The 19,869-nt window shown below is 61.2% G+C and carries 20 protein-coding genes; 11 read left to right on the forward strand and 9 right to left on the reverse strand.

Annotated features, from left to right (window positions below; translation table 11 throughout):
- The first annotated feature begins 414 nt into the window (after positions 1-414).
- Both AB8A50_RS10655 and AB8A50_RS10660 read left to right on the forward strand, forming a co-directional pair.
- Positions 415-960 carry a response regulator gene (locus AB8A50_RS10655; RefSeq protein ID WP_068731951.1) on the forward strand — a complete coding sequence of 182 codons (546 nt, stop codon included), beginning with the start codon at positions 415-417 and terminating at the stop codon, positions 958-960.
- Positions 961-982: 22 nt separating this feature from the next.
- Positions 983-1,564: an Hpt domain-containing protein gene (locus AB8A50_RS10660; protein WP_439077626.1), complete on the forward strand. Its 582-nt coding sequence runs from the start codon at positions 983-985 to the stop codon at positions 1,562-1,564.
- 148 nt (positions 1,565-1,712) lie between these two features.
- On the opposite strand, the gene AB8A50_RS10665 is transcribed toward AB8A50_RS10660, so the two are convergent.
- Positions 1,713-2,885, reverse strand: coding sequence for a DUF2336 domain-containing protein (locus AB8A50_RS10665; protein WP_439077627.1), 1,173 nt, complete (start codon positions 2,883-2,885; stop codon positions 1,713-1,715).
- 296 nt (positions 2,886-3,181) lie between these two features.
- Positions 3,182-4,171, reverse strand: a complete 990-nt coding sequence (locus tag AB8A50_RS10670) for a transglycosylase SLT domain-containing protein (RefSeq protein ID WP_439077628.1) — start codon at positions 4,169-4,171, stop codon at positions 3,182-3,184.
- Positions 4,172-4,398: 227 nt separating this feature from the next.
- Between AB8A50_RS10670 and AB8A50_RS10675 the strand changes: the two genes are divergently transcribed.
- On the forward strand, positions 4,399-5,094 hold the full coding sequence (locus tag AB8A50_RS10675) for a hypothetical protein (RefSeq protein ID WP_439077629.1): 696 nt from the start codon (positions 4,399-4,401) through the stop codon (positions 5,092-5,094).
- A gap of 18 nt (positions 5,095-5,112) precedes the next feature.
- Here AB8A50_RS10675 and hisI read toward each other — a convergent pair whose 3' ends face one another.
- Positions 5,113-5,553: a phosphoribosyl-AMP cyclohydrolase gene (gene hisI, locus AB8A50_RS10680; protein WP_231080212.1), complete on the reverse strand. Its 441-nt coding sequence runs from the start codon at positions 5,551-5,553 to the stop codon at positions 5,113-5,115.
- Positions 5,554-5,656: 103 nt separating this feature from the next.
- On the reverse strand, positions 5,657-6,379 hold the full coding sequence (folE, locus tag AB8A50_RS10685; RefSeq protein ID WP_089264896.1) for a GTP cyclohydrolase I FolE: 723 nt from the start codon (positions 6,377-6,379) through the stop codon (positions 5,657-5,659).
- A 486-nt stretch (positions 6,380-6,865) separates the two neighbouring features.
- On the opposite strand from folE, the gene AB8A50_RS10690 reads away from it, so the two are divergent.
- Both AB8A50_RS10690 and AB8A50_RS10695 read left to right on the forward strand, forming a co-directional pair.
- Entirely contained in the window at positions 6,866-7,396 is a 531-nt protein-coding gene (locus tag AB8A50_RS10690; protein WP_439077630.1) for a hypothetical protein, read from the forward strand.
- A 255-nt stretch (positions 7,397-7,651) separates the two neighbouring features.
- Positions 7,652-8,116, forward strand: coding sequence for an iron-sulfur cluster assembly scaffold protein (locus AB8A50_RS10695; RefSeq protein ID WP_439077631.1), 465 nt, complete (start codon positions 7,652-7,654; stop codon positions 8,114-8,116).
- A gap of 11 nt (positions 8,117-8,127) precedes the next feature.
- On the opposite strand, the gene AB8A50_RS10700 is transcribed toward AB8A50_RS10695, so the two are convergent.
- The gene (locus tag AB8A50_RS10700; protein ID WP_439079955.1) at positions 8,128-9,066 is read right to left on the reverse strand and encodes a hypothetical protein; all 939 of its coding nucleotides are present in this window, start codon (positions 9,064-9,066) and stop codon (positions 8,128-8,130) included.
- Between the two features lie 237 nt (positions 9,067-9,303).
- On the opposite strand from AB8A50_RS10700, the gene yidD reads away from it, so the two are divergent.
- The gene (gene yidD / locus AB8A50_RS10705; RefSeq protein ID WP_439077632.1) at positions 9,304-9,642 is read left to right on the forward strand and encodes a membrane protein insertion efficiency factor YidD; all 339 of its coding nucleotides are present in this window, start codon (positions 9,304-9,306) and stop codon (positions 9,640-9,642) included.
- Here yidD and AB8A50_RS10710 read toward each other — a convergent pair.
- Entirely contained in the window at positions 9,639-10,073 is a 435-nt protein-coding gene (locus AB8A50_RS10710) for a DUF3574 domain-containing protein (RefSeq protein ID WP_439077633.1), read from the reverse strand. The two genes, yidD and AB8A50_RS10710, sit on opposite strands and share 4 nt — an antisense overlap.
- A 139-nt stretch (positions 10,074-10,212) precedes the next feature.
- On the opposite strand from AB8A50_RS10710, the gene AB8A50_RS10715 reads away from it, so the two are divergent.
- Positions 10,213-10,539: a GrlR family regulatory protein gene (locus tag AB8A50_RS10715; RefSeq protein ID WP_093762042.1), complete on the forward strand. Its 327-nt coding sequence runs from the start codon at positions 10,213-10,215 to the stop codon at positions 10,537-10,539.
- Here the strand turns inward: AB8A50_RS10715 and AB8A50_RS10720 are convergent.
- Entirely contained in the window at positions 10,536-11,660 is a 1,125-nt protein-coding gene (locus AB8A50_RS10720) for an MFS transporter (RefSeq protein WP_439079956.1), read from the reverse strand. The genes AB8A50_RS10715 and AB8A50_RS10720 overlap by 4 nt on opposite strands.
- 197 nt (positions 11,661-11,857) lie before the next feature.
- On the opposite strand from AB8A50_RS10720, the gene thrS reads away from it, so the two are divergent.
- From thrS to AB8A50_RS10735, 3 genes are all read left to right on the forward strand, one after another.
- Positions 11,858-13,891: a threonine--tRNA ligase gene (gene thrS / locus AB8A50_RS10725; RefSeq protein WP_439077634.1), complete on the forward strand. Its 2,034-nt coding sequence runs from the start codon at positions 11,858-11,860 to the stop codon at positions 13,889-13,891.
- 4 nt (positions 13,892-13,895) lie between these two features.
- Positions 13,896-14,108: a hypothetical protein gene (locus tag AB8A50_RS10730; RefSeq protein ID WP_439077635.1), complete on the forward strand. Its 213-nt coding sequence runs from the start codon at positions 13,896-13,898 to the stop codon at positions 14,106-14,108.
- 124 nt (positions 14,109-14,232) lie between these two features.
- Complete coding sequence (locus tag AB8A50_RS10735; RefSeq protein ID WP_439072264.1) at positions 14,233-14,799, forward strand: nitroreductase family protein; 567 nt, start codon at positions 14,233-14,235, stop codon at positions 14,797-14,799.
- 7 nt (positions 14,800-14,806) lie between these two features.
- On the opposite strand, the gene AB8A50_RS10740 is transcribed toward AB8A50_RS10735, so the two are convergent.
- Together AB8A50_RS10740 and AB8A50_RS10745 are read right to left on the reverse strand one after the other, a co-directional pair.
- On the reverse strand, positions 14,807-17,275 hold the full coding sequence (locus tag AB8A50_RS10740; protein WP_439077636.1) for a putative bifunctional diguanylate cyclase/phosphodiesterase: 2,469 nt from the start codon (positions 17,273-17,275) through the stop codon (positions 14,807-14,809).
- A 239-nt stretch (positions 17,276-17,514) separates the two neighbouring features.
- A complete protein-coding gene (locus tag AB8A50_RS10745) occupies positions 17,515-18,585 on the reverse strand; it encodes a hypothetical protein (protein ID WP_439077637.1) in 1,071 nt (356 codons plus the stop codon).
- 227 nt (positions 18,586-18,812) lie between these two features.
- On the opposite strand from AB8A50_RS10745, the gene AB8A50_RS10750 reads away from it, so the two are divergent.
- A complete protein-coding gene (locus tag AB8A50_RS10750) occupies positions 18,813-19,865 on the forward strand; it encodes a patatin-like phospholipase family protein (protein WP_170849844.1) in 1,053 nt (350 codons plus the stop codon).
- Positions 19,866-19,869 lie beyond the last annotated feature (4 nt).

Below are 19,869 nucleotides of genomic sequence, written 5' to 3' on the forward strand. Positions count from 1 at the left end.
TGGGGATGCCCGTCGCGCATCTCTGGTTGGCATTGATATCTTGGCCAGAGATCCCGTAGCCTTCGCGCAATTCGAAAGTGAACTTCCCAAAATGCACGTCGATTGGTTCGATGACACGATCGAACTCCCGCGCTGGGATCATGTGCCTGCCGGCTTCATCCAGACTTCAACAATTTACGATCATGCAGCCGCAGAAGCTCAGCGACGCGCCTGGCCAGTTACGAGGCTAAATGGCACGCATTTGCATCCCATGCTCCGCCCCGCAGAGACCGCGGACGCGATTCTTGGAATATCGCGTCGACTTGGGACGTCCCCATAGCGGATTGGGCTCCTGCAGTGCCTCAACCATTCGTTAAGACGCGACGCGGTATGGTTAACATCGGGTAACGGTCCCAGCCCGGTTCGAGCCGCATCATGTTCCGTATCGACTTCAACAAGCTGCGTTTTCTGGTCTGCGACGACAATCCGCACATGCGGCGCATCCTGCGCACGCTGCTGCATTCGTTCGGCGCCCGCGAAGTCTATGAAGCCGAGGACGGCGCCACGGCGCTGGAAATGTACAGCCACTATGTGCCGGACATCGTGATCGCCGACTGGGCGATGCCGATTTTCGACGGGCTGGAACTGGCGCAGATGATCCGGCAGCCGGATTCCAAGGGCAATCCCTACGCGCCGATCATCATGCTGACCGGCCACTCCGAGAAGCGTCGCATCACCATGGCGCGCGATGCCGGCGTCACCGAATTTCTGGCCAAGCCGATTTCGGCCAAGGGCCTCTATCTGCGCATCATGAGCGTGGTCGCGCATCCCCGCCCCTTCATCAAGACGAAGAACTATTTCGGGCCCGACCGCCGCCGCAACACCACCGTCGCCTATATCGGACCGGAACGCCGCAATGGCGGTGAAGCCGAGGTTCTGCAGCAGCCGTCGCTGCTGGATAAAGCCCGTGTCACTGGCTAGCGCAATGTTCGGAGAAACGACCATGGCCAAGAACAAAGCGCCGGCGCCGCCGAAGGTGCAGGCTTTCGCCGATCACCAGGTCATCACGCCGCCGAACACGCTGAAGCACGCGATCCGCCGTGTCATCGATCGCGAGCTCGACGATCCCGTGGCGCGCGCCGAACAGGCGCTGGCCAATCTCTCCGGCGAGTTCAAGACCTGGATGCGCAGCGAATGCGACCGCCTTGCCGCAGCACATGCCGCGATCCTGAAAAAGGGCTTCGATACGCACACCCGCGGCGAGCTGTTTCGTGCGGCACACGACATCAAGGGCGACGCCTCGACCTTCGGCTTTCCTGCCGCTGGCGTCGCCGCCGAAAGCCTGTGCCGGATTCTCGAACACGCCCCCGATCTCGATGCGGTGCCGCCGGATCTGATCCAGCACCATATCGATGCGATCCAGGCCATCGTGCGCGAGCACAACACCATCGAGAAGGCCGGCGTGGCCAACGAACTCAGCGCCCGCCTGCGCGCCGTCGCTGATGATTATCTGATGGTGGTCAATCGCGATCGGCCGGACCATCTCGAGATGATCTCGGCGCCAAGCATCGTACCGAAAGAATAGCGTCGCTCCGCAATTTCGTCTGACGCGATCGAAACACTCTCCACGTCATGGCCGGGCTTGACCCGGCCATCCATCTGTTGAAATGCGCTGATGTCGAACGATGGATGCCCGGCTCAAGGCCGGGCATGACGACTGAGATATTCGACGCTTACGCCGCGATCAGCTGATACTCGTCGCGCGCATTCGCCTGCTCTGCCAGCTCATCGCAGAACACCCGCGCTTCCTCGCGGGCCGATTCCGTTGCGAAGCGCCGCAGCAGGATCAACAGCGGCTCGGACGTGGCTTCATCGGTCTCGCACACCGTCAACACGCGCTCGACCATGCGACGACGCAGCCGCACCGCGCCGCCGACAGAGCCGATGAAACCGATTTCGTTGCGCGCAGCCAGCGCGGCGCGGAAGGCAGGGAATGTCGACTCCGGCAGGTCTGCGCGGGCAAGCAACGCGTTCAGCGCGGCACCGACGCCGTCATAGACCAGCGCGGCCACGCGGCTCTGCGGCAGGCCGGACAGCTCCACCAGCGCCTGGTCGAACAGGTCGAGATTGCCCGACAGCAGGGCGCGGAGGATCAGGCCAACGGTCAACTGCCCGGCTTCGCGCAGGTGATGGACGAGATCGCGCATCTCGTCGCCGCGCGAACGCGACGCAATATTGACCGTGGAGCGCGCCATCGCCTCGTCGGCAATGCGCTCGGCACGATCCGGCGACAGCCAGTTGCGCGCAACGACGAAGCGGGTCAGTGTTTCGGAGAGCTTGGCCACCAGCGCGAGACGCGTCGTGGCCGGCAGGTCGCCAAGGGCCAGCATCGCTTCGCGGATGGCGGCGAGATGACCGTGACGCTCGACGATACGGTCCCAGGAGAATTGCGCCAGTTCGGCATACGGATTTTCAATGAGTTCGAGCGCAGCCGCGGCAGAGCCGACTTCGGCAATGGCGGCGCAGATCGAAATCGGCAGATTGATGCGGCGCGCGACCGCGCATTGCAGTTCGCTGTTCCCCGTCGCGACGATGTCGACCAGATCGGCATCGATCAGCAGCGGCGAATGTTCGAGCACTGGAAGCGACACACAGGGCTGATCCACCGACAGCGCCTGCACGATGGCCGGGGGCGCCGACGGCGCGCGGGCAAAAACCTGCGCCATGGCCTGGCGCACCAGCGGCGATGCGTCATCGAGCAGCATCAGCAGCGCGCCTTCGGCGGCGGCGCGGTCGTCGTCTGAAAGATCAGAAAAAATCCAGGCCCGCGCCAAAGAGCGCGTTGCCTCCGCCCGCTCGCTGGCTGGAGCGGTCCGTACCCAACTGATGAACTGCCGAACAATCATGGTTCTGCCAGCCTACGCAACAAGATCAACACCGAAACGCGATGCCACTGTCAGAGAAAATAAACCATCCCGCTTAACAAACGGTTCACCATAAGCTTATGGGTTTGTTGAGGTTTTATTAAGGGATCGGACACGCGGGGAAATCTGTGGCTCCCGGTGAATATCACACACTCCGCCCTCATCCTGAGGAGCGCGCCCTTGCGCGCGTCTCGAAGGATGGCCGCTAGCGGCGATGCCTGCCAACAGCTCATGGTTCGAGACGGCGCTGCGCGCCTCCTCACCATGAGGGGACGGAGCTAACTACTAAAAGTCCCGGCGCGATCGCTGAACAGATCGAGCGGCTTGGGCACGCCGACTTCAGGTGCCTTCGGCAGCGACGTGGACGTCAGTGACGTGCGGTTGCCCCACAATTCCTGCACGGCCGGCGACACAGGTTGCGCACGATCGCCGCCCTGGAACAGCGACCGGAAAATCGGCTGTTCCTGCACGGCCGCCGATGACTGATCGGATGCAAAGCTTGCGACCTGCGCCGTGCTCAGATCCGGGAAGCGCGACAGGAACGTCGCATTGCTGGACGGCGTCAGTGGCGAGACTGCCTGCGCCGTCACCACACCCGCGGATGCCATCGCCGTCCGTGTCGCCGTGGAATTCGCAGCACTGTCATAGCGCGCCGACAGCACCGAATAGACCTGAGACACGCTGCGCGCGCTACCGCTCTGATCGTAGAAGATTGGCCGGTTCGCTGCGGCGGCATTCGGAAACAGTGCTGCGCCCGATGCGCTCGGATTGTTCGCCGCATTGTTGATCAGCTTGGAGGCGCCGCTGACGCCCATGAAATGCGCCATGTATAGTTCGGAGTCGCTGGGACGGCGCCCGATCTCGCCAGTGAGCTTGAAACTGTTGGACTGCGTCAGCACGCCGGCCATCGATGAACTCGCGACGGGATCGTCACGCAACTTCAGGATCTCAGCCTTCGCAGCCGGATCGCTCACCGAATAACTTCCCGACGGCGACTTGGTGATGGCGTCGGCATATTTGCCGTAGCCGAGCTGCGTGCCGGCTTCCTTCACGGTGCCGAGCCAGGTCTGCTCGATGAACTGGAACAGGCCCTTGGCCGAGGACGTCGACGCCGTGGCCGAGGGATTGAAATTGGATTCCATCTTGGCGGTGGCGAGCAGATATTCGAAGCTCGTACCCGTGGTGCCGGCAGCATTCTTGATCGCGCCGGTCACCTGACTGCGCGTTGACGAGAGTGCTGATGCGAGGTTGGTCGCGTCGACCGCCATAGTGAGGTGCCCCGCTGCCGCGACATGACTACCGGGAATCGTGCCCTGCCAGCCGTGCGGAAGCCGCGGACACAGTGGGACATTCATGGTTAACGAAACGCTAAGGCGGTTTTGGCGCCCAACACCTCCATCCGTGGTTGCATATTTTACAGAGCATTAACGCGAGGGTGTTTCCGTATGTGTCTGACGGAGATTCGCTCCCGTCGGCAGCGGGAATGGAGATCACGATGGTTGCGGTCGCAAATGGCGCAAACGCGCATTCGACGTCGACACAACCGTGGGACAAAGCGGCCCCTGCCGCCGTTGCGCCCGCCAAGCCATCCGTCTCATCCGACAAGCCTGCATCTGCGCCGACAGCCCCTGCCGCCTTCGTATCGCTGTCAGACCGCGCCAAGGCGATTATCGAAAAGGCCAAGGCCGATCAGGCCGCGACCGAGGGACTCACCGATACATTCGACGAAATGCTGACGAAGCGGACCGACGCCCTGGCCGACCGCCTCTCCAAAGCGTTCGAGAAAATGAACATCCCGCCGGAGTATGCGACGCATATGAAGGTCGACAAATTCGGCAACGTGACTGCCGAAGGCCCCTGGAAGGCCAAGATAGAGAAGATGTTCAGCGACGATCCGGCGCTCGCCAAGGAGATGAAGGAAGTCTCGGGCCTGAATGCGCTGAAGGCGGCGCAAGCTTCGCTCGATCTCTATAACGAGCAGAAAAAATCGACCAATAGCGAAGCGAAACAGGCGGAAGCCTGGAAGAACTACAATATCCGTTCGATGAACATCCAGACCCTGTCTGGCGTCATGACCATGAAGGACGGCAAACTGCGGTCGGCGGCCGTCGATTACATGGACATGATCGCCGATCCAACCGGCATCAGCGCCGCCAAATCCCGGCAGGATTTCGCCAGCCGGCTGGCGTGACCTGAGATCAGAGCCAGTTCAGCTTCCGTAGACCGACGCCGGATCGAACACCTTGTCCGCATCGATGAACGACACCTTCGCTGCCCCACCCTCGCCCTTGGTGATCGCGCGATAGAAGCATGAGCGACGGCCGGTGTGGCAGGCGGCTCCGCCGATCTGCTCGACCTTGATCCAGATCGCATCCTGGTCGCAATCCATCCGCATCTCGACCACGCGCTGGGTCTTGCCTGAGCTCTCGCCCTTGCGCCATAGCGCCTTGCGCGAACGGCTGTAATACCAGGCATCGCCGGTTTCGATAGTGTTGCGCAGCGCCTCTTCATTCATATGCGCCACCATCAACACGTCGCCATTCGCCACGTCGGTCGTCACGACGGTAACGAGACCGGCAGCGTCGAATTTCGGCGTGAGCACGAGACCTTCTTCGAGATCATGGCTGTGCGCGTGCGATGTATTGGACACGGGAAAATCTCTCGCTGTGGTCGTCAAACGAAAATCGGGCGCCTGATGCGCCCGACACTCTAGCAACAAATCTCGATCGTCGCGCGATCAGCGCGACAATCGTTTAACGAGACATGGACTGGATCATCGACATGAACCGCGCCTGCTCGGCAGGATTGTCGCGGAAGTTGCCGGTGAAACGCGTGGTGAAGGTGCGCGAGCCTTCCTTGCGGATGCCGCGGGCCGACATGCAGGTGTGCTCGGCTTCAACCATCACGGCAACGCCGCGCGGCTTCAGCACTTCATCGACCGCGGCAGCAAGCTGCGCGGTCAGATGCTCCTGGGTCTGCAGCCGATGGCCAAAGATATCCACGAGACGCGCTAGCTTGGAGAGACCGACGACGCGCTCCACCGGTGTATAGGCAATATGCGCCTTGCCGTAGAACGGCATCATGTGATGCTCGCAATGGGAGACGAAGGCCATGTCGCGGATCAGCACGAAATCGTCATAGCCCGCGGTCTCGCCGAAGGTCCGGTTCAGGACCTCGGCCGGGCACTGATGATAGCCCTGGAACAGCTCGTCATAGGCCTCGACCACGCGTCGCGGGGTGTCCATGAGGCCTTCGCGCTGCGGATTCTCGCCGATATAGGCGAGCAGTGTCTGCACGGCCTGCTCTGCCTCGGCGCGCGAGGGCCGCAGCTGGTCGGGATTTACCGCCGCAGCCAGAAATTCGGCGGGATCGAGCTCCGCCGGCCGGAATTCCTGCACTTTGCTCTCGGCAGATCTGACTTCAGAAGATTTGCCATCCGGGGATTTGCCGCGAAGCGGCTTGATCACAGCGTCCATCTTTACTCCGTTCGACCGGCCCCACGGGAGGCCGGAGTGTCACCGGGCAGACGGGGCGGCAAGGCCGCCGGACGCCTGAGTCCGTCAATAAAACATCGTCTTGCGACAATAACACCGAGGCCGCCGAACTGAATTCTCAAATTCCGGCGATCTGGAGAACGCCCGGCGCTCTGTTGGCCGGGCTCCGCCCTATATAGTGGACCATTACGACTGTTGCCAGCCATCAGGCTACCCACTCATCACATTTAAATCGTTGGTCTTTTTCCTATTATTCCCAGCACGCCATTCAAGGGCAATGCGGGCAGTTCCCATGTGAGCCTAGGGTGATGACCCGATACTTCAGAACGGCACGGAGGAACAATCTTGGCAGCGTGCATCGCGTCAAACAGCTCCCCGCGCGACTCTTATGGAGGACGCTGGTTCGGAGGGAGTGCGAGAAACAGCGCGAACGATCCGTAACCTAGGCATCGGTTGGAGGAAAAGGCGATGGCGGCATCCTGCAAGTATGAAATCAGCATTCTGAAACACGACGAGCAAGAAATCGTTCTTGCTACTCATCATCCCGCCATCGGCGAATTAACGCGCGACAAGCTGGAGAGCCTTCGTTCGAGGCTACGGGATTTTCATGGCAAGGAGCACACCCTAGCGCGGCATCGACAGCGCGAAGCAAGAGGAAAAGCCGACCCGCGGGGCAGCAGCTTTTCCGGAACAGCCGAGCATGCAACTCAGCGCAAGCAAGTCTTCGTCGCTGCTATAAAACGCGTTAGCAAGGAGCTAAAGCGCCTGCAGAACTTCGAAGCGAAAAAGGAACTCGGAGAGGCCGCCAGGCGCGCATTGGCACAGCGACGGGCACAACAGTTCTCTCGACCGCAGAATGATCTTCGTCCCAGTGAAGGAATGCGCTCCATCCCGAGCCGGCGCCGGAATATCAAGATCCCTCCTTCGCGGATTGGAAGTGTGTCGCAGGCGACCAAGCGTGCGCAGGCTCGGCGAGACGTCAGTCGCGGAAGCGATTGAGCGGCGCAGAGGGATCCGGAATTCTCTATCGGCGTGCCTTCTTTCTGAAGATGTTGGGCGGCCGTTAGAGTGTCCCTACATGAGGGAGACGGCTGCGACCTGCAAAATCCGTGCGCCGCCAAAAACATAACTGCTCACAGACCATTGAAACTCCTGATCTTTTATTTCATGGAATGGACGCTATATAGAGTCCAATTCCTCGCGCGCCAAAGACGTGATCCCGGTGACCGATGGCACAGTTAAGGTCCGAACCAGATGCTGAACGACATCTATAACAAGCGCATCATCGAGCTCGCCGGTAACATTCCCCGGCTGGGCCGCCTCCCTGCCCCCGATGCGTCAGCCACCGCCCATTCCAAGCTTTGCGGATCGACCGTCAAGATCGACCTCATGATGGATGCCGATGTGGTCACCGACTTCGCCCATGACGTGAAGGCCTGCGCGCTTGGCCAAGCCTCGTCGTCGATCATGGCGCGTCATGTGGTGGGCTCGACCGCCGAAGAATTGCGTGCGCTGCGCGAGACCGTGCGCAAGATGCTGAAGGAAAACGGCGCACCGCCATCGGACGGAAAGTGGGCAGATATCGCCCTGCTCGAACCGGTGCGCGACTACAAGGCGCGCCACGCCTCGACGCTTCTCACATTCGATGCGGTCGTGGACGCCATCGGGCAGATTGAAGCCAAGTCAAACGCCGGAGCCAGTCAGCCGACGCCTGCGTAACGCCAGTGCGGCTATTTCCCTGACGGTGCCGATGCGACGCCGCCAGTCGGCACCGAGGCCTCGGCCGTCTTGGTCGACTTCGTCGAAGACACGACCGGCGCCGAAGCGACCGGGGTGTTTTCATTCTCCGGCCCGCTCACGAAACGATCCTGTACCGACTTCGGCACCAGTGATGCGACCGGCGCCTCCTGCTCGCGAGGCTCGGGCAACACATCACCGACACTATGGCTGGTGACCAGATTGGTCAGCTTCAATTCGGCTTCCGTAAGCCGATGTAGATCGTCCCACGGCGGCACGCTGAGCGACAATGACAAGAGATCACCCGTGCCTCCCATGTCGAAGGTGTATTTGGCGAGACGGCCGATATCCCGCTCGACGATCATCAGATCGTTTGCCGTATAGCTCGCAGCCTTCGGGTCGTCGGCGCGGTCGCCCATCCAGATTTGATGGACGCGCACAAGGGATTCTTCGGCCACATAGCGGGTCTTGCCCGCCAGCAGCAGGAACACGCACATGGATTCGCAATAGGCCTGCGGCACGACCGCCGGCTTCATGACGCCCGAGGTTGATTGCAGGTCGACCGTGATACCGACTGTGGTGCGCAGACCAAGCTTGCGCCAGCGCCGGCCCATGGTGATGGCGTCATTGACCGAGCCGCCGCTGGAATCCAGCACCACTGTCGCGTCAGTCAGATCGCGGCCTTTGGAAAATTCGTCGAAATCCCTGACGGTGTCGCCGGTGACAATCCCCACCGCACCGATCCAACCACGGCAATTCGGCTCACAAGCAACCCAGGTGAAGCGCATCGGGAGTTTGCGTTCTTCGAGAACGGCTGCAGCTTGGGCAGAGGACGCGGCCGAAGCCAGCAGACCCGCCGCGAGTCCAGGAAGAACGATACAAAAGGCCGCGGCGCGAAACAGCGCCGAACTACCTGATCGAAGCGACCTCATACGTCCCAAGTCGGTTCCTTCCCCGCACTCTCATGAGCAATGGCAACGGCCCCAAACAACGCTCATGATTCTGTCACACGGGCGTTACGTGAAAACCTAACGGGCTTCGCCGCAGCGTCCAGTTACTTTTGCTGCACTGCATGCGATAAATTGGCAGGTGTGTCTCCAATGCATAAGTAGATGGGTTCCATGCAAAGGAACCGGGCAAAACCCGGCTGATCTGATAGCAATCCGACCATGAAACATTCATCCATGTGCCCGAACTGCGTCGGTACTATTCAACGGCTGCCGCGCAATGCCGGTCGCGGCATGATCTGGATATACCGCCACACGCTGTCGCCGCTGGTCGGATACAATTGCCGTCACTTCCCGACCTGCTCGGTCTATGGCGACGAAGCGATCGAGTGCTACGGATTGTGGGCCGGCGGCTGGATGACACTGGCCCGACTGCTCCGCTGCCAGCCATGGGGCACTTCGGGTATCGACAACGTGCCGGTCAAGCTGTCGCCCGATGCCCGTTGGTACACACCGTGGCGCTACGCGCGCTGGCGCGGTGTCAATGACGGCGCGAACTAGAAGCTTACGCAGGCATTGCCGACCTTCGTGAGCACCGACTGCTGACTGAACTGCCGCTTATAGCTGTCCGCGATGGCAACGAGATCGGCACGTTTCTGAGCGTCGTCAGCGAAAGTGATCAGAACGACCTTTGCCCTTTCGCGGACATCAACATTACGCACGCCGTCGCGCCACTGCCCGTCTCCATCGATGACGGTGAGACCATCGGGAAAGCGAGGCGTGATTTCCCTTGCGACGAAATTTGCAAATGCAGATTCGCTGATACCAGGCCGATCGCCAATGTTACGGCCGAAGATCATCTCCGCAGACACCATGACGCGCGAGGGCGGCAGACACGCTTGCGGCGGCAGCCATGCACAGCCGCTCATCAGCACACTGACTGTTAATGTAGCAAGGCATGCGGAGAACAGTTGGCGGATATGTCGCGGCACGCCGAACCTCAAATTATCAAAGCTATTTTTACAAAATGCCTACTGGTGGGATTGTTGAATAACATTTGATACCATAGGGTGCCGCCACTTCATCTCGCCAAATTCATCTTCACTTAACATCATTGCCCGGGGCACTCAGGTGGAAGACGGCCTATACGAAGTACATTTTCATACTATTCATGGCACCGGGACCGGCGTTGTCTATGCAATCGGCGGAAAGCTGCGCGGCGGCAACTCCGCTTTCGCCTTCATGGGCAACTATCAAAACAGAGGCGAGACCATCTCTGTCAAGGTGTCATCGAAACGCTACAACCCGGATCAAAGCTTCAAGTCGGTGTTCGGCTTTGAAGGTGTCACACTGGCATTGACCGGTCGCGTCAATGGCGACCTGCTCGATTTCGAAGGCAGTGCGCTGCAATTGCCCGGCGTGCCGTTCAAGGCGCAACTGACCCGCATCTGCGACTAAGCGACACGTCCCGACATTTTACGGCTGAACGCGATGGCCACCAGTGCCGTCGTCAGGAAACCCATGGCGACAAACCCCGACGCGTGGAAGTATCCGCCGGCGAACAGCGCGCCACCGATGCCCGATCCAATCGCCTGGCCGACATAGAGCATCGATGTATTGAGCGAGACCGACGCCGCACCGGCCGACGGTGCCGCCATGATCAAGCGGACCTGCTGCATCGACGTGATGGCGCCGAAGCCGAGCCCCCAGATCGCGACGCCGAGCGCCATCACGGGCAGATGGCCTGCGCCGAGCGTCCAGACCGTCATGCCGGCCAACACCAGCGATGTTGATAGAATGGAGGTTCTCAGCGGCCCCCAGCTATCGACGATCCGCGTCGCCGTCATGATGCCGAGAAAACCGCAGACGCCGTAGATCGCGAAGACGGATGCCGCTGCATCGTGCCCTGCGCCCGCGAGACGTTCGAGCAGCGGCGCCATGAAGGTGAAGATCGAGAACTGCCCGGCGATCTGCAGCATAGTGATCGACAGCAACAACAGCACGAGCCGGTTGCGCGCCAGCGCCGACCATGTGCTGAGATCGACAGTGGCGCCGAACAGCCCGCGCGGAATCCACCACACCAGCAACACGAAACTGATGCAACTCATTACGCCGACGCAGCCATAGACCTCGCGCCAACCGAAGCGGCTGGCGATGAACGTCACCAGCGGCAGACCGACCGCAGCGGCGAGGGTCCAGCCGAGAAAGACATAAGCAACGCTGCTACCCCGCTTCTCCGGCGGCACCAGCATGCCGACCACGCCTGCCGCCTGCGGAGTATACGGTGCCGCAGCGATGCACATCACCAGGCGGATCGCGAGCAGCACCGCATAGTTGGGCGCAAGGGCCGAAGCGAGATTGCACACGGCCACGACCGCGATGACGCCGATCAACATGTGCCGTCGCTCGATCCGGCTGGTCAGCCACGACATCAGCGGCGAGCAGATACACAGCATCACTGCGCCGAAGGTGATGAGCAGTCCTGCCTCGCGGATGGTGACGCCGAGGCCGGCCGACAATTCACCCAGCATCGCCGTCGGCCCCAGCAGGCCGATGCCGGTGACGAAATTGCCGATCATGAGTGCGGTGGGGGCGTAGGGGCGGGAGACTGTCAAGATACCGCATCTTATGGATGCAACTGCATGCAAGTCAAACCTGCAAGCCAAGCGTGCAAATCAGGTCAGCCAGACTGGTGTTGCAACGCCCGAATCGGCTGCTATACCGCTCGTCCGCTTACCTGCGCCCGTGTGCAGGAGTGAGCCACAGGAGAGAAGACATGACAGAGAATGAAGGCTCGGGATTCAAGTTCGGCCTCGCCAACCTCACCCCCGCCGAAACCAACAATATCACCGTTACATTCCCTGATGGCGCCAAGCGCGAATTTGCGAAGGGCACCACCGGTTTCGAGATTGCCAAGGGCATCTCGCCGTCGCTGGCCAAGCGTACCGTCGCGATGGCGCTGGACGGTACCGTCTCGGATCTCTCCGATCCGATCGACGACGACGCCAAGATCGATTTCATCAACCGCGACGACCCCCGCGCGCTGGAGCTGATCCGGCATGACGCGGCGCACGTGCTCGCCGAAGCCGTGCAGACGCTGTGGCCGGGCACCCAGGTGACCATCGGTCCGGTGATCGAGAACGGTTTCTATTACGACTTCTTCCGCAACGAGCCATTCACGCCCGAGGACTTCGGCGCGATCGAGAAGAAAATGCGCGAGATCATCGCGCGCGACAAACCGTTCACCAAGGACGTCTGGGATCGCGAAAAGACCAAGCAGGTATTCCGCGACAAGGGCGAAGCCTTCAAGGTCGAGCTGGTCGACGCCATTCCCGGCAACGAGCCGATCAAGATCTACTACCAGGGCGACTGGTTCGACCTCTGCCGCGGCCCGCATATGACGTCGGTCGGCAAGGTCGGCAATGCCTTCAAACTGATGAAGGTGGCCGGCGCCTATTGGCGTGGCGACAGCAACAATCCGATGCTGACGCGCATCTACGGCACTGCCTTCGCCAAGCAGGAAGACCTCGACGCGTATCTGAAACAGATCGAGGAAGCCGAGAAGCGCGACCACCGCAAACTGGGCCGTGAACTCGACCTCTTCCATTTCCAGGAAGAAGGCCCGGGCGTCGTGTTCTGGCACCCAAAGGGCTGGACCATCTTCCAGGCGCTGATCGCCTATATGCGGCGTCGCCTCAATGGCGACTACAGCGAAGTCAATGCGCCGCAGATCCTCGACAAGGTGCTGTGGGAGACCTCCGGTCACTGGGAATGGTACCGCGAGAACATGTTCGCGGCGCAGTCGGCCGGCGACGAAGCCGAGGACAAGCGCTGGTTTGCGCTCAAGCCGATGAACTGCCCCGGCCACGTGCAGATCTTCAAGCATGGCCTCAAGAGCTATCGCGACCTGCCGCTGCGCCTTGCCGAGTTTGGCGTGGTGCATCGCTATGAGCCATCGGGCGCCATGCACGGCTTGATGCGCGTGCGCGGCTTTACCCAGGACGACGCCCATGTGTTCTGCACCGAGGCCCAACTCGCCGACGAATGTCTCAAGATCAACGACCTGATCCTGTCGACCTATTCCGACTTCGGCTTCGGCGACATCGTGGTCAAGCTGTCGACGCGGCCGGAGAAGCGCGTCGGCACCGACGAGATGTGGGATCACGCCGAGCGCGTGATGGCCACCGTGCTGTCGGTGATCGAGAGCCAGTCCGGCGGTCGCATCAAGACCGAGATCAGCCCCGGCGAAGGCGCGTTCTACGGACCGAAGTTCGAATATGTGCTGCGCGACGCCATCGGCCGTGACTGGCAGTGTGGCACCACGCAGGTCGACTTCAACCTGCCGGAACGCTTCGGCGCGTTCTATATCGACGCCGACGGATCGAAGAAGGCGCCGGTGATGGTGCATCGCGCGATCTGCGGTTCGATGGAGCGCTTCATCGGTATCCTGATCGAGCACTTCGCCGGCAACTTCCCGCTCTGGCTGTCGCCGGTGCAGGTGGTGGTCACCACGATCACCTCGGAAGGCGATGAATACGCCAAGGTCGTCGCCGCGGCCGCGCGCAAGGCTGGCCTCCGCGTCGAGATCGATCTGCGCAACGAAAAAATCAACTACAAGGTCCGCGAACACTCGCTGGCCAAGATCCCTGCTCTGCTCGTCGTCGGCAAGAAGGAAGCCGAAACCGGCCAGGTCTCGGTACGCCGTCTCGGCAGCGATGGCCAGAAGGTCAGTTCGCTCGAGGAAGCCCTTGCCGCACTGGTTGATGAGGCGACACCGCCCGACGTGAAGCGCGCACTGGCAGAGGGCTGAGCCGATGAGCGACAATGAAGAGATCGAGATCGAAGCCTATCCGCTTCGGTCCTATCAGCTGATCGCCGATCCCAACCGGCCGGACGTGGTCGCGCTGGCATTCGAGACGGAGCGTGGCCATAGCCTCTATCTGGCCTCGCGGGCCGTGCTGGAGGATCTGGGCCGTGATCTGCTGGACCGTGCCTCCAAGATGCCGGAGCACAAAACGGTCAGGTGAGCGGATGCGCGCGGTCACAATCCGTCTAAATCAGCAAGGCCCGCCTCGTGGCAGGCCTTTTCGCGTGGTAAGCGGTCATTCGATTCCTGCGAATTCTGCGCATCCTCATCTGTGAGAACTGCCCGTGCCCGACATCATCGACTTCCTGAAGACCCGCCGCTCCGTCAAGCCGCGCGAAATGACCGGCTCCGGCCCCTCATCCGCCGAACTAGAAACCATCCTGACCATTGGGGCACGGGTACCAGACCACGGCAAGCTGGCGCCATGGCGCTTCATCATTTTCGAAGGTGACGCCCGCAAACGCGCGGGCAACGTCATCGCCACCGTGTTCGCACGGAAGAATCCCGATGCACCGGTCGAGGAGATCGAGGCGCAGAAACACAAACTGACGGAAGCGCCGCTGGTGATCGGCGTGGTGAGCATCATCAAGCCACATCCGAAGATTCCGCCATGGGAGCAGGAACTGTCCGCAGGTGCGAGCTGCCTGAATATTGTGTCGGCCGCCACAGCCATGGGTTATGGCGCCAACTGGCTGACCGGCTGGATGGTCTATGACCGTGACGTGCTCGAAGGTCTCGGCCTCGCCGCCAATGAAAAACTGGCGGGCTTCATCCATATTGGCGGCAAGCCTGACAAGGTGATTGAGGACCGGCCGCGGCCAGAACTCAAGGACGTCGTGACGCGGTTCTAGGCTTTAGCTAGGCGGCCTGGGACGCCTGGCTGCCAAACCGGCGCAGCAGGTTCTCGATTTCCGATGCTGGCTTCGCAGGGCTGAACAGAAAACCCTGCACCTCGTTGCAGCCTTCCGCGCGCAGCCAGTCGAGCTGATCAATCGTTTCGACTCCCTCGGCCGTCGTGGTGATGTTCATGCTGCGACCGAGGCCTGAGATCGCGCGTACGATGGCAACGCAATCCGGCCGCTCGATCAGATCTTTCACGAAAGACCGATCAATCTTGATCTTGTCGAACGGGAAGCTGCGGAGATAGCTCAGGCTGGAATAGCCGGTGCCGAAATCGTCCATCGAGATGCGGACGCCCAGCGCACGCAACTGATGCAGGATCGCGAGATTGGCCTCGGTTTCCGCGAGAAAAACCGACTCGGTGATTTCCAGCTCAAGACGATGCGGCGACAGGCCGGAATAGGCCAGCGCAGCGACCACGACCTGCACCAGGTTGCGGCTGCGGAACTGCACCGGCGAGAGATTGACCGCGACCTTGATATCGTCCGGCCACTTGGCAGCTTCGGCGCAGGCCTTGCGCAGCACCCACTCGCCGAGCGTAACGATGAGGCCGATATCCTCGGCGACCGGGATGAAATCCGCCGGCGAGATCATGCCCTTGTCGGGATGTTTCCAGCGCAGCAGCGCCTCGAAGCCGGTGATGCGATCGGCGGCCAGATCGACCAGCGGCTGGTAGTGCAATTCAAAGTCACCATCAGCGAAAGCGCTACGCAGATCGAGCTCCATGTCGCGGCGCTTCTGCGCCTGACGATCCATCTCGCGCTCGAAGAAGCGATGCACGCCGCCACCTTCGGACTTCGCGCGGTACAATGCCATGTCGGCATTGCGCATCAGCTCTTCGCTGGTATCGCCATCGCCCGGTGACATGGCGATACCGATGCTGGCGCCGATCACGACCTCGACGCCGTTCATGTCATAGGGCGCGCTGATGATCTCGATCAGCCGCGCGGCAAAATCGTTGGCTTCGTTGGGTGTGATATCGGCTGCCAACACCACGGCAAATTCGTCGCCGCCGAGCCGGGCTGCGAGATTGTTGCCGCGGACCTCGGCGCGCATCCGCGCGGCGACCATCTTCAGCAGCCGATCCCCCATCGGATGACCGAATGAGTCATTCACGTTCTTGAACAGATCGAGATCGATGCAGAGAACCGCGACATGTTTGGTCGGATTGTCGTGATCGAGCGCCTGGGCCAAACGCTCCTGATAAAAAATACGATTCGGCAAATCCGTCAGCGCATCGTGATGCGCCATATGCGCCACACGCGCCTCGGCCTTACGACGCTCGGTGATGTCGACGACAGCCACGAGGAAGCCGTCGCGGCCTTCGAACATCACGCGGCGGCCATAGGTCAGCACCTCGATTTCGCTTCCATCGGCCTTCAGATGGCGCCAGTTCCGGTCCGACTGATAGATATCTCCAAGCTGCATCAGCGCGCGCGTATGAAGCTCCCATTCATCGCGCGGCCAGATTTCCTTGAGCTGCATGCGGAGGAAAGTGGCGCGATCGTATCCGTAATGCGCGACAGCCGCGTCATTGACGCTGAGAAAGTTCATCGTCTCGGCATCGAACACCCACATTGGCATCGGATTGCTGTCGAACAGCAGCCGGAACGAGGCCTCGCGGCGCTTAATGTCGGTGACGTCAGACACAGTCAGCGACACCAAGTCGCCAAAAGCGGTGGCGCTGAGCCGAAGGTTGCGATCATCGCTGTCGATTTCGAGCTGACCGCTCTGGCCATTGGCGATCATGGACAGCAGCCATTTCGTCACGCTCGGCAGCGACAATGCGTGGCCGCCTGCACTCAGCTTGCGCCACTGAAGGTCGGTGGGTGATACTTTCAGCAGGCGCGAAGCGCCCTGATTATGATGCACGATCTGGAAGTCGAATGCCTGGCTTGCGGAATCCCGGATTGCCGCAAGCGACACGATGCCTTCGTCCGTCGACGAGAAGATCGCATCGACCAGATTGTAACGGGTGCCCTGCTCGTTGACATAGACGCCGACCAACCGGCCACCCCAGCGTGACGCTGTCGGCAGCGCCAGAATGTCATAGGTGTGGACGAGACCGTCACGCACGCAATGCGCCACCATCAGATGCGGCCTGTTGGCCTGCAACGCGCAGTTTGCGGCTTCCGTTAGCGCACGCACGCAATCAGGTGCCAGCACGTCGAGCGGAATGTCCCAGCGATCGTCACCCAACCACTGTTGCACATAGCGGCCGCTGCGTGACACTTCGAGCGTCTCACCTTCGACCTTCAGCAGGACGATGTGATCGGCCATCCGCCCAAGACTGCCGAGCATCACTTCTTCATAGCCGGGCAAAATCTGGCCGGGACGAACGGCCGCCCGCCATTTGCGTTGCAAGGCTGGAATGTCGTCGAACAACTTGACGTCCGGGCTTCCGGATAACTGTCTGGCCGCGATCACGACATCCCCTTCGGAACACTTGTAGCGATACTTGCTATTCGGACTATGGGGATTAACGTCATGTAAACGTTCCGCGGCCGCGGACGGCAACGACCTGTTATAACGCGACAAACTGGCACGATGGTTAGTTGGCGATTCAGGACCATGACACGCGCATGACAATTCATTCGCGTTTGAAGTGTGTTGTCTGCAACGAGATCTTTGTTCTGGAAGATTGTTGAGTAGCTTGCGAGCAGCAGTTAGCGCGCGACGACTTCGATCTCGCCGTCGACACCGTTCACGACGTTGAAGGGGCGCTCGAACACCTTGCCTTCGTTCTTAGCGATGGCGCGGTACTCGCCTTCCGCCAGTGTGACGCGCGGGAAGGCGCCGATCGATTCCTTGATGACGTCGCCGGCCGGCGTGATCACCGACCATGCGGTGTTGGCCAGGGCCTCGCCGCCCTTGTCGCTCACCAGCTTCATGGTGATGACAGCCGCACGATGCGTGATGGTCACGTCGGTGAGCTTGCTCGCTTGCACGCGGATGTCGGAGCGCACCACCGAATTGGCGTCGCCGTAATTCGAGATGATGTAGTAGGTGCCTTCCTGCAGCAGCACGACATCGCCGGCGGGAACGCTCGGCAGCAGCGGCGTGCGCTCGCCGCCTTCGAACTGGCTGCCCTTGTAGATCGAGAACGAGATCTGGTTCTGCGGAATCTTCGTCGTGCCGACGCGGCCCTCGATCCGCAATCCGCCCGCAGGGAGCACAAACGCTTCACGATCGGTCTCGGATTTGATGGTCACCGGACGAACGGCGCTCACGAGGCCCAGCGCCACATGCACCACATAGCTGCCCGGCGGCAGCACGATATTCGGCGTGGCACCGCGATCCTCGCGGATCAGCTTGAAGGCACCTGTCTCGTCCGGCCGATCCGAATAGACCCGCCAGACCAGCCCGCTATTGATGACCGGCATATCCTTGCCATAGCGCGCCGTCAGCGCCAGTACGCCCTGTGCGGGCCCCGTTGGAGCAGCCTGGACCGGCGATGGCACAGGCGGTGCGACATTGGCCACCGGCGGTTGCGTCAGCGGTGCCGGCAACAGGGGGGTGGAAGCAGGACCGGACGGCGGAGCGAGGCTGATGGCCGGACCCGACGGGACATCCGGGATCGAGCCCGGTGGAACCGGTGCCGGACGGTCCGAAAAGAACTGCGCGGATGCGGTTTGGGGCAAGGCAACAGCCTGCAGCAGAGCGAGGGCCAGCACCATAGCCAGCCGTCCGCTCCGGCCGGATGTTCGCAAATCATGGCCCCGTGCAGTCATGATCATGCTTTTCACCCAAAACGCGACAAATTCAAGCCTTGACGCGGCTGTCCCGCCGCCAGACCCACAATCGCGTGAGGTTCCCCATGAACCGGCGCACCGGGCGGTAACGGGTCGCTCTGCAGTCACATTTGGTGCCTAAACCTCGCAAACGCGACATAAATCATGAATTAGCTACCGTCTGGAATGATGGCGCAGCTGCATTTAATATCGGCGGCGTCGAGGAGCTTAGTGTGCTGGAGATTTTGATGGGGCGCGGCCAGAATGGCGCGAACGGTCGCGACAAACCTGGTTTGGGAAGCGTTCGACGTCCGATCATCGGTCTGGCGCTGGGCGGGGGTGCGGCGCGCGGTTTCGCCCATATCGGGATCCTCCGCACTTTGCTCGCCCATGGCATCGTCCCGAACGTCGTGGTGGGCACCTCGATCGGTGCCGTAGTTGGCGGATCCTACGCCGCCGGCCACCTCGATACGCTCGAGGAATGGGCGCGCAGTCTGCAGCCTCGCAATATTCTCAGCTATCTCGACATTCGCCTGAACGGCTCAGGCCTGATCGGCGGCAACAAGCTGGCCGCACAGCTCGAAGCGTCGCTGGGCCATACGCTGATCGAAGATCTCCCGCTGAAATTCGCCAGCGTCGCCACCGAGGTGCGCACCGGCCATGAAATCTGGCTGACTCATGGTCGCCTGGTCGATGCAATGCGCGCGTCCTATGCGCTGCCGGGCATCTTCTCTCCGGTTCTGGTCGGCGATCGCTGGCTGGTCGACGGCGCGCTGGTCAATCCGGTGCCGGTGTCGGCGGCGCGCGCGCTGGGCGCTGAGATCGTTATCGCAGCCAATCTCAGCAACGACGTGTTTGGCCATTCGACCACGATTTTCGACCATGGCACGGGACCTGAAATGGCCGAGCCCATCATCGAAGTCGAAGAGCCCAAGCGCGGTTTCAGCAAGTTCTTCTCGGCCGAGCGCACCATGAAACGCGAATTCTTCGGTGGCGGCGGACGGCCGGGCATCTCTACCGTAATGGTCGATGCCTTCAACATCATGCAGGATCGCATCACCCGCGCGCGCCTTGCCGGCGATCCGCCGGATCTCCTGATCGCACCGCGCGTTGGCCGCATCGGCTGGTTCGATTTCCACCGCGCCGAAGAAATGATCACGCTCGGCGCGCGTGCTGCAGAACGCGCCGTCGAGTCCATTCAAGAGGCGATCGAAATCCTCGCCCCCGAAGTGGCAAACTCGCCTGCGCCCGTCGTTGCGCAGAAGCCGACCACTTCGCAAAGTTGAGCGC

This window comes from Tardiphaga sp. 841_E9_N1_2 (assembly GCF_051811065.1).
Classification (GTDB): domain Bacteria; phylum Pseudomonadota; class Alphaproteobacteria; order Rhizobiales; family Xanthobacteraceae; genus Tardiphaga; species Tardiphaga robiniae.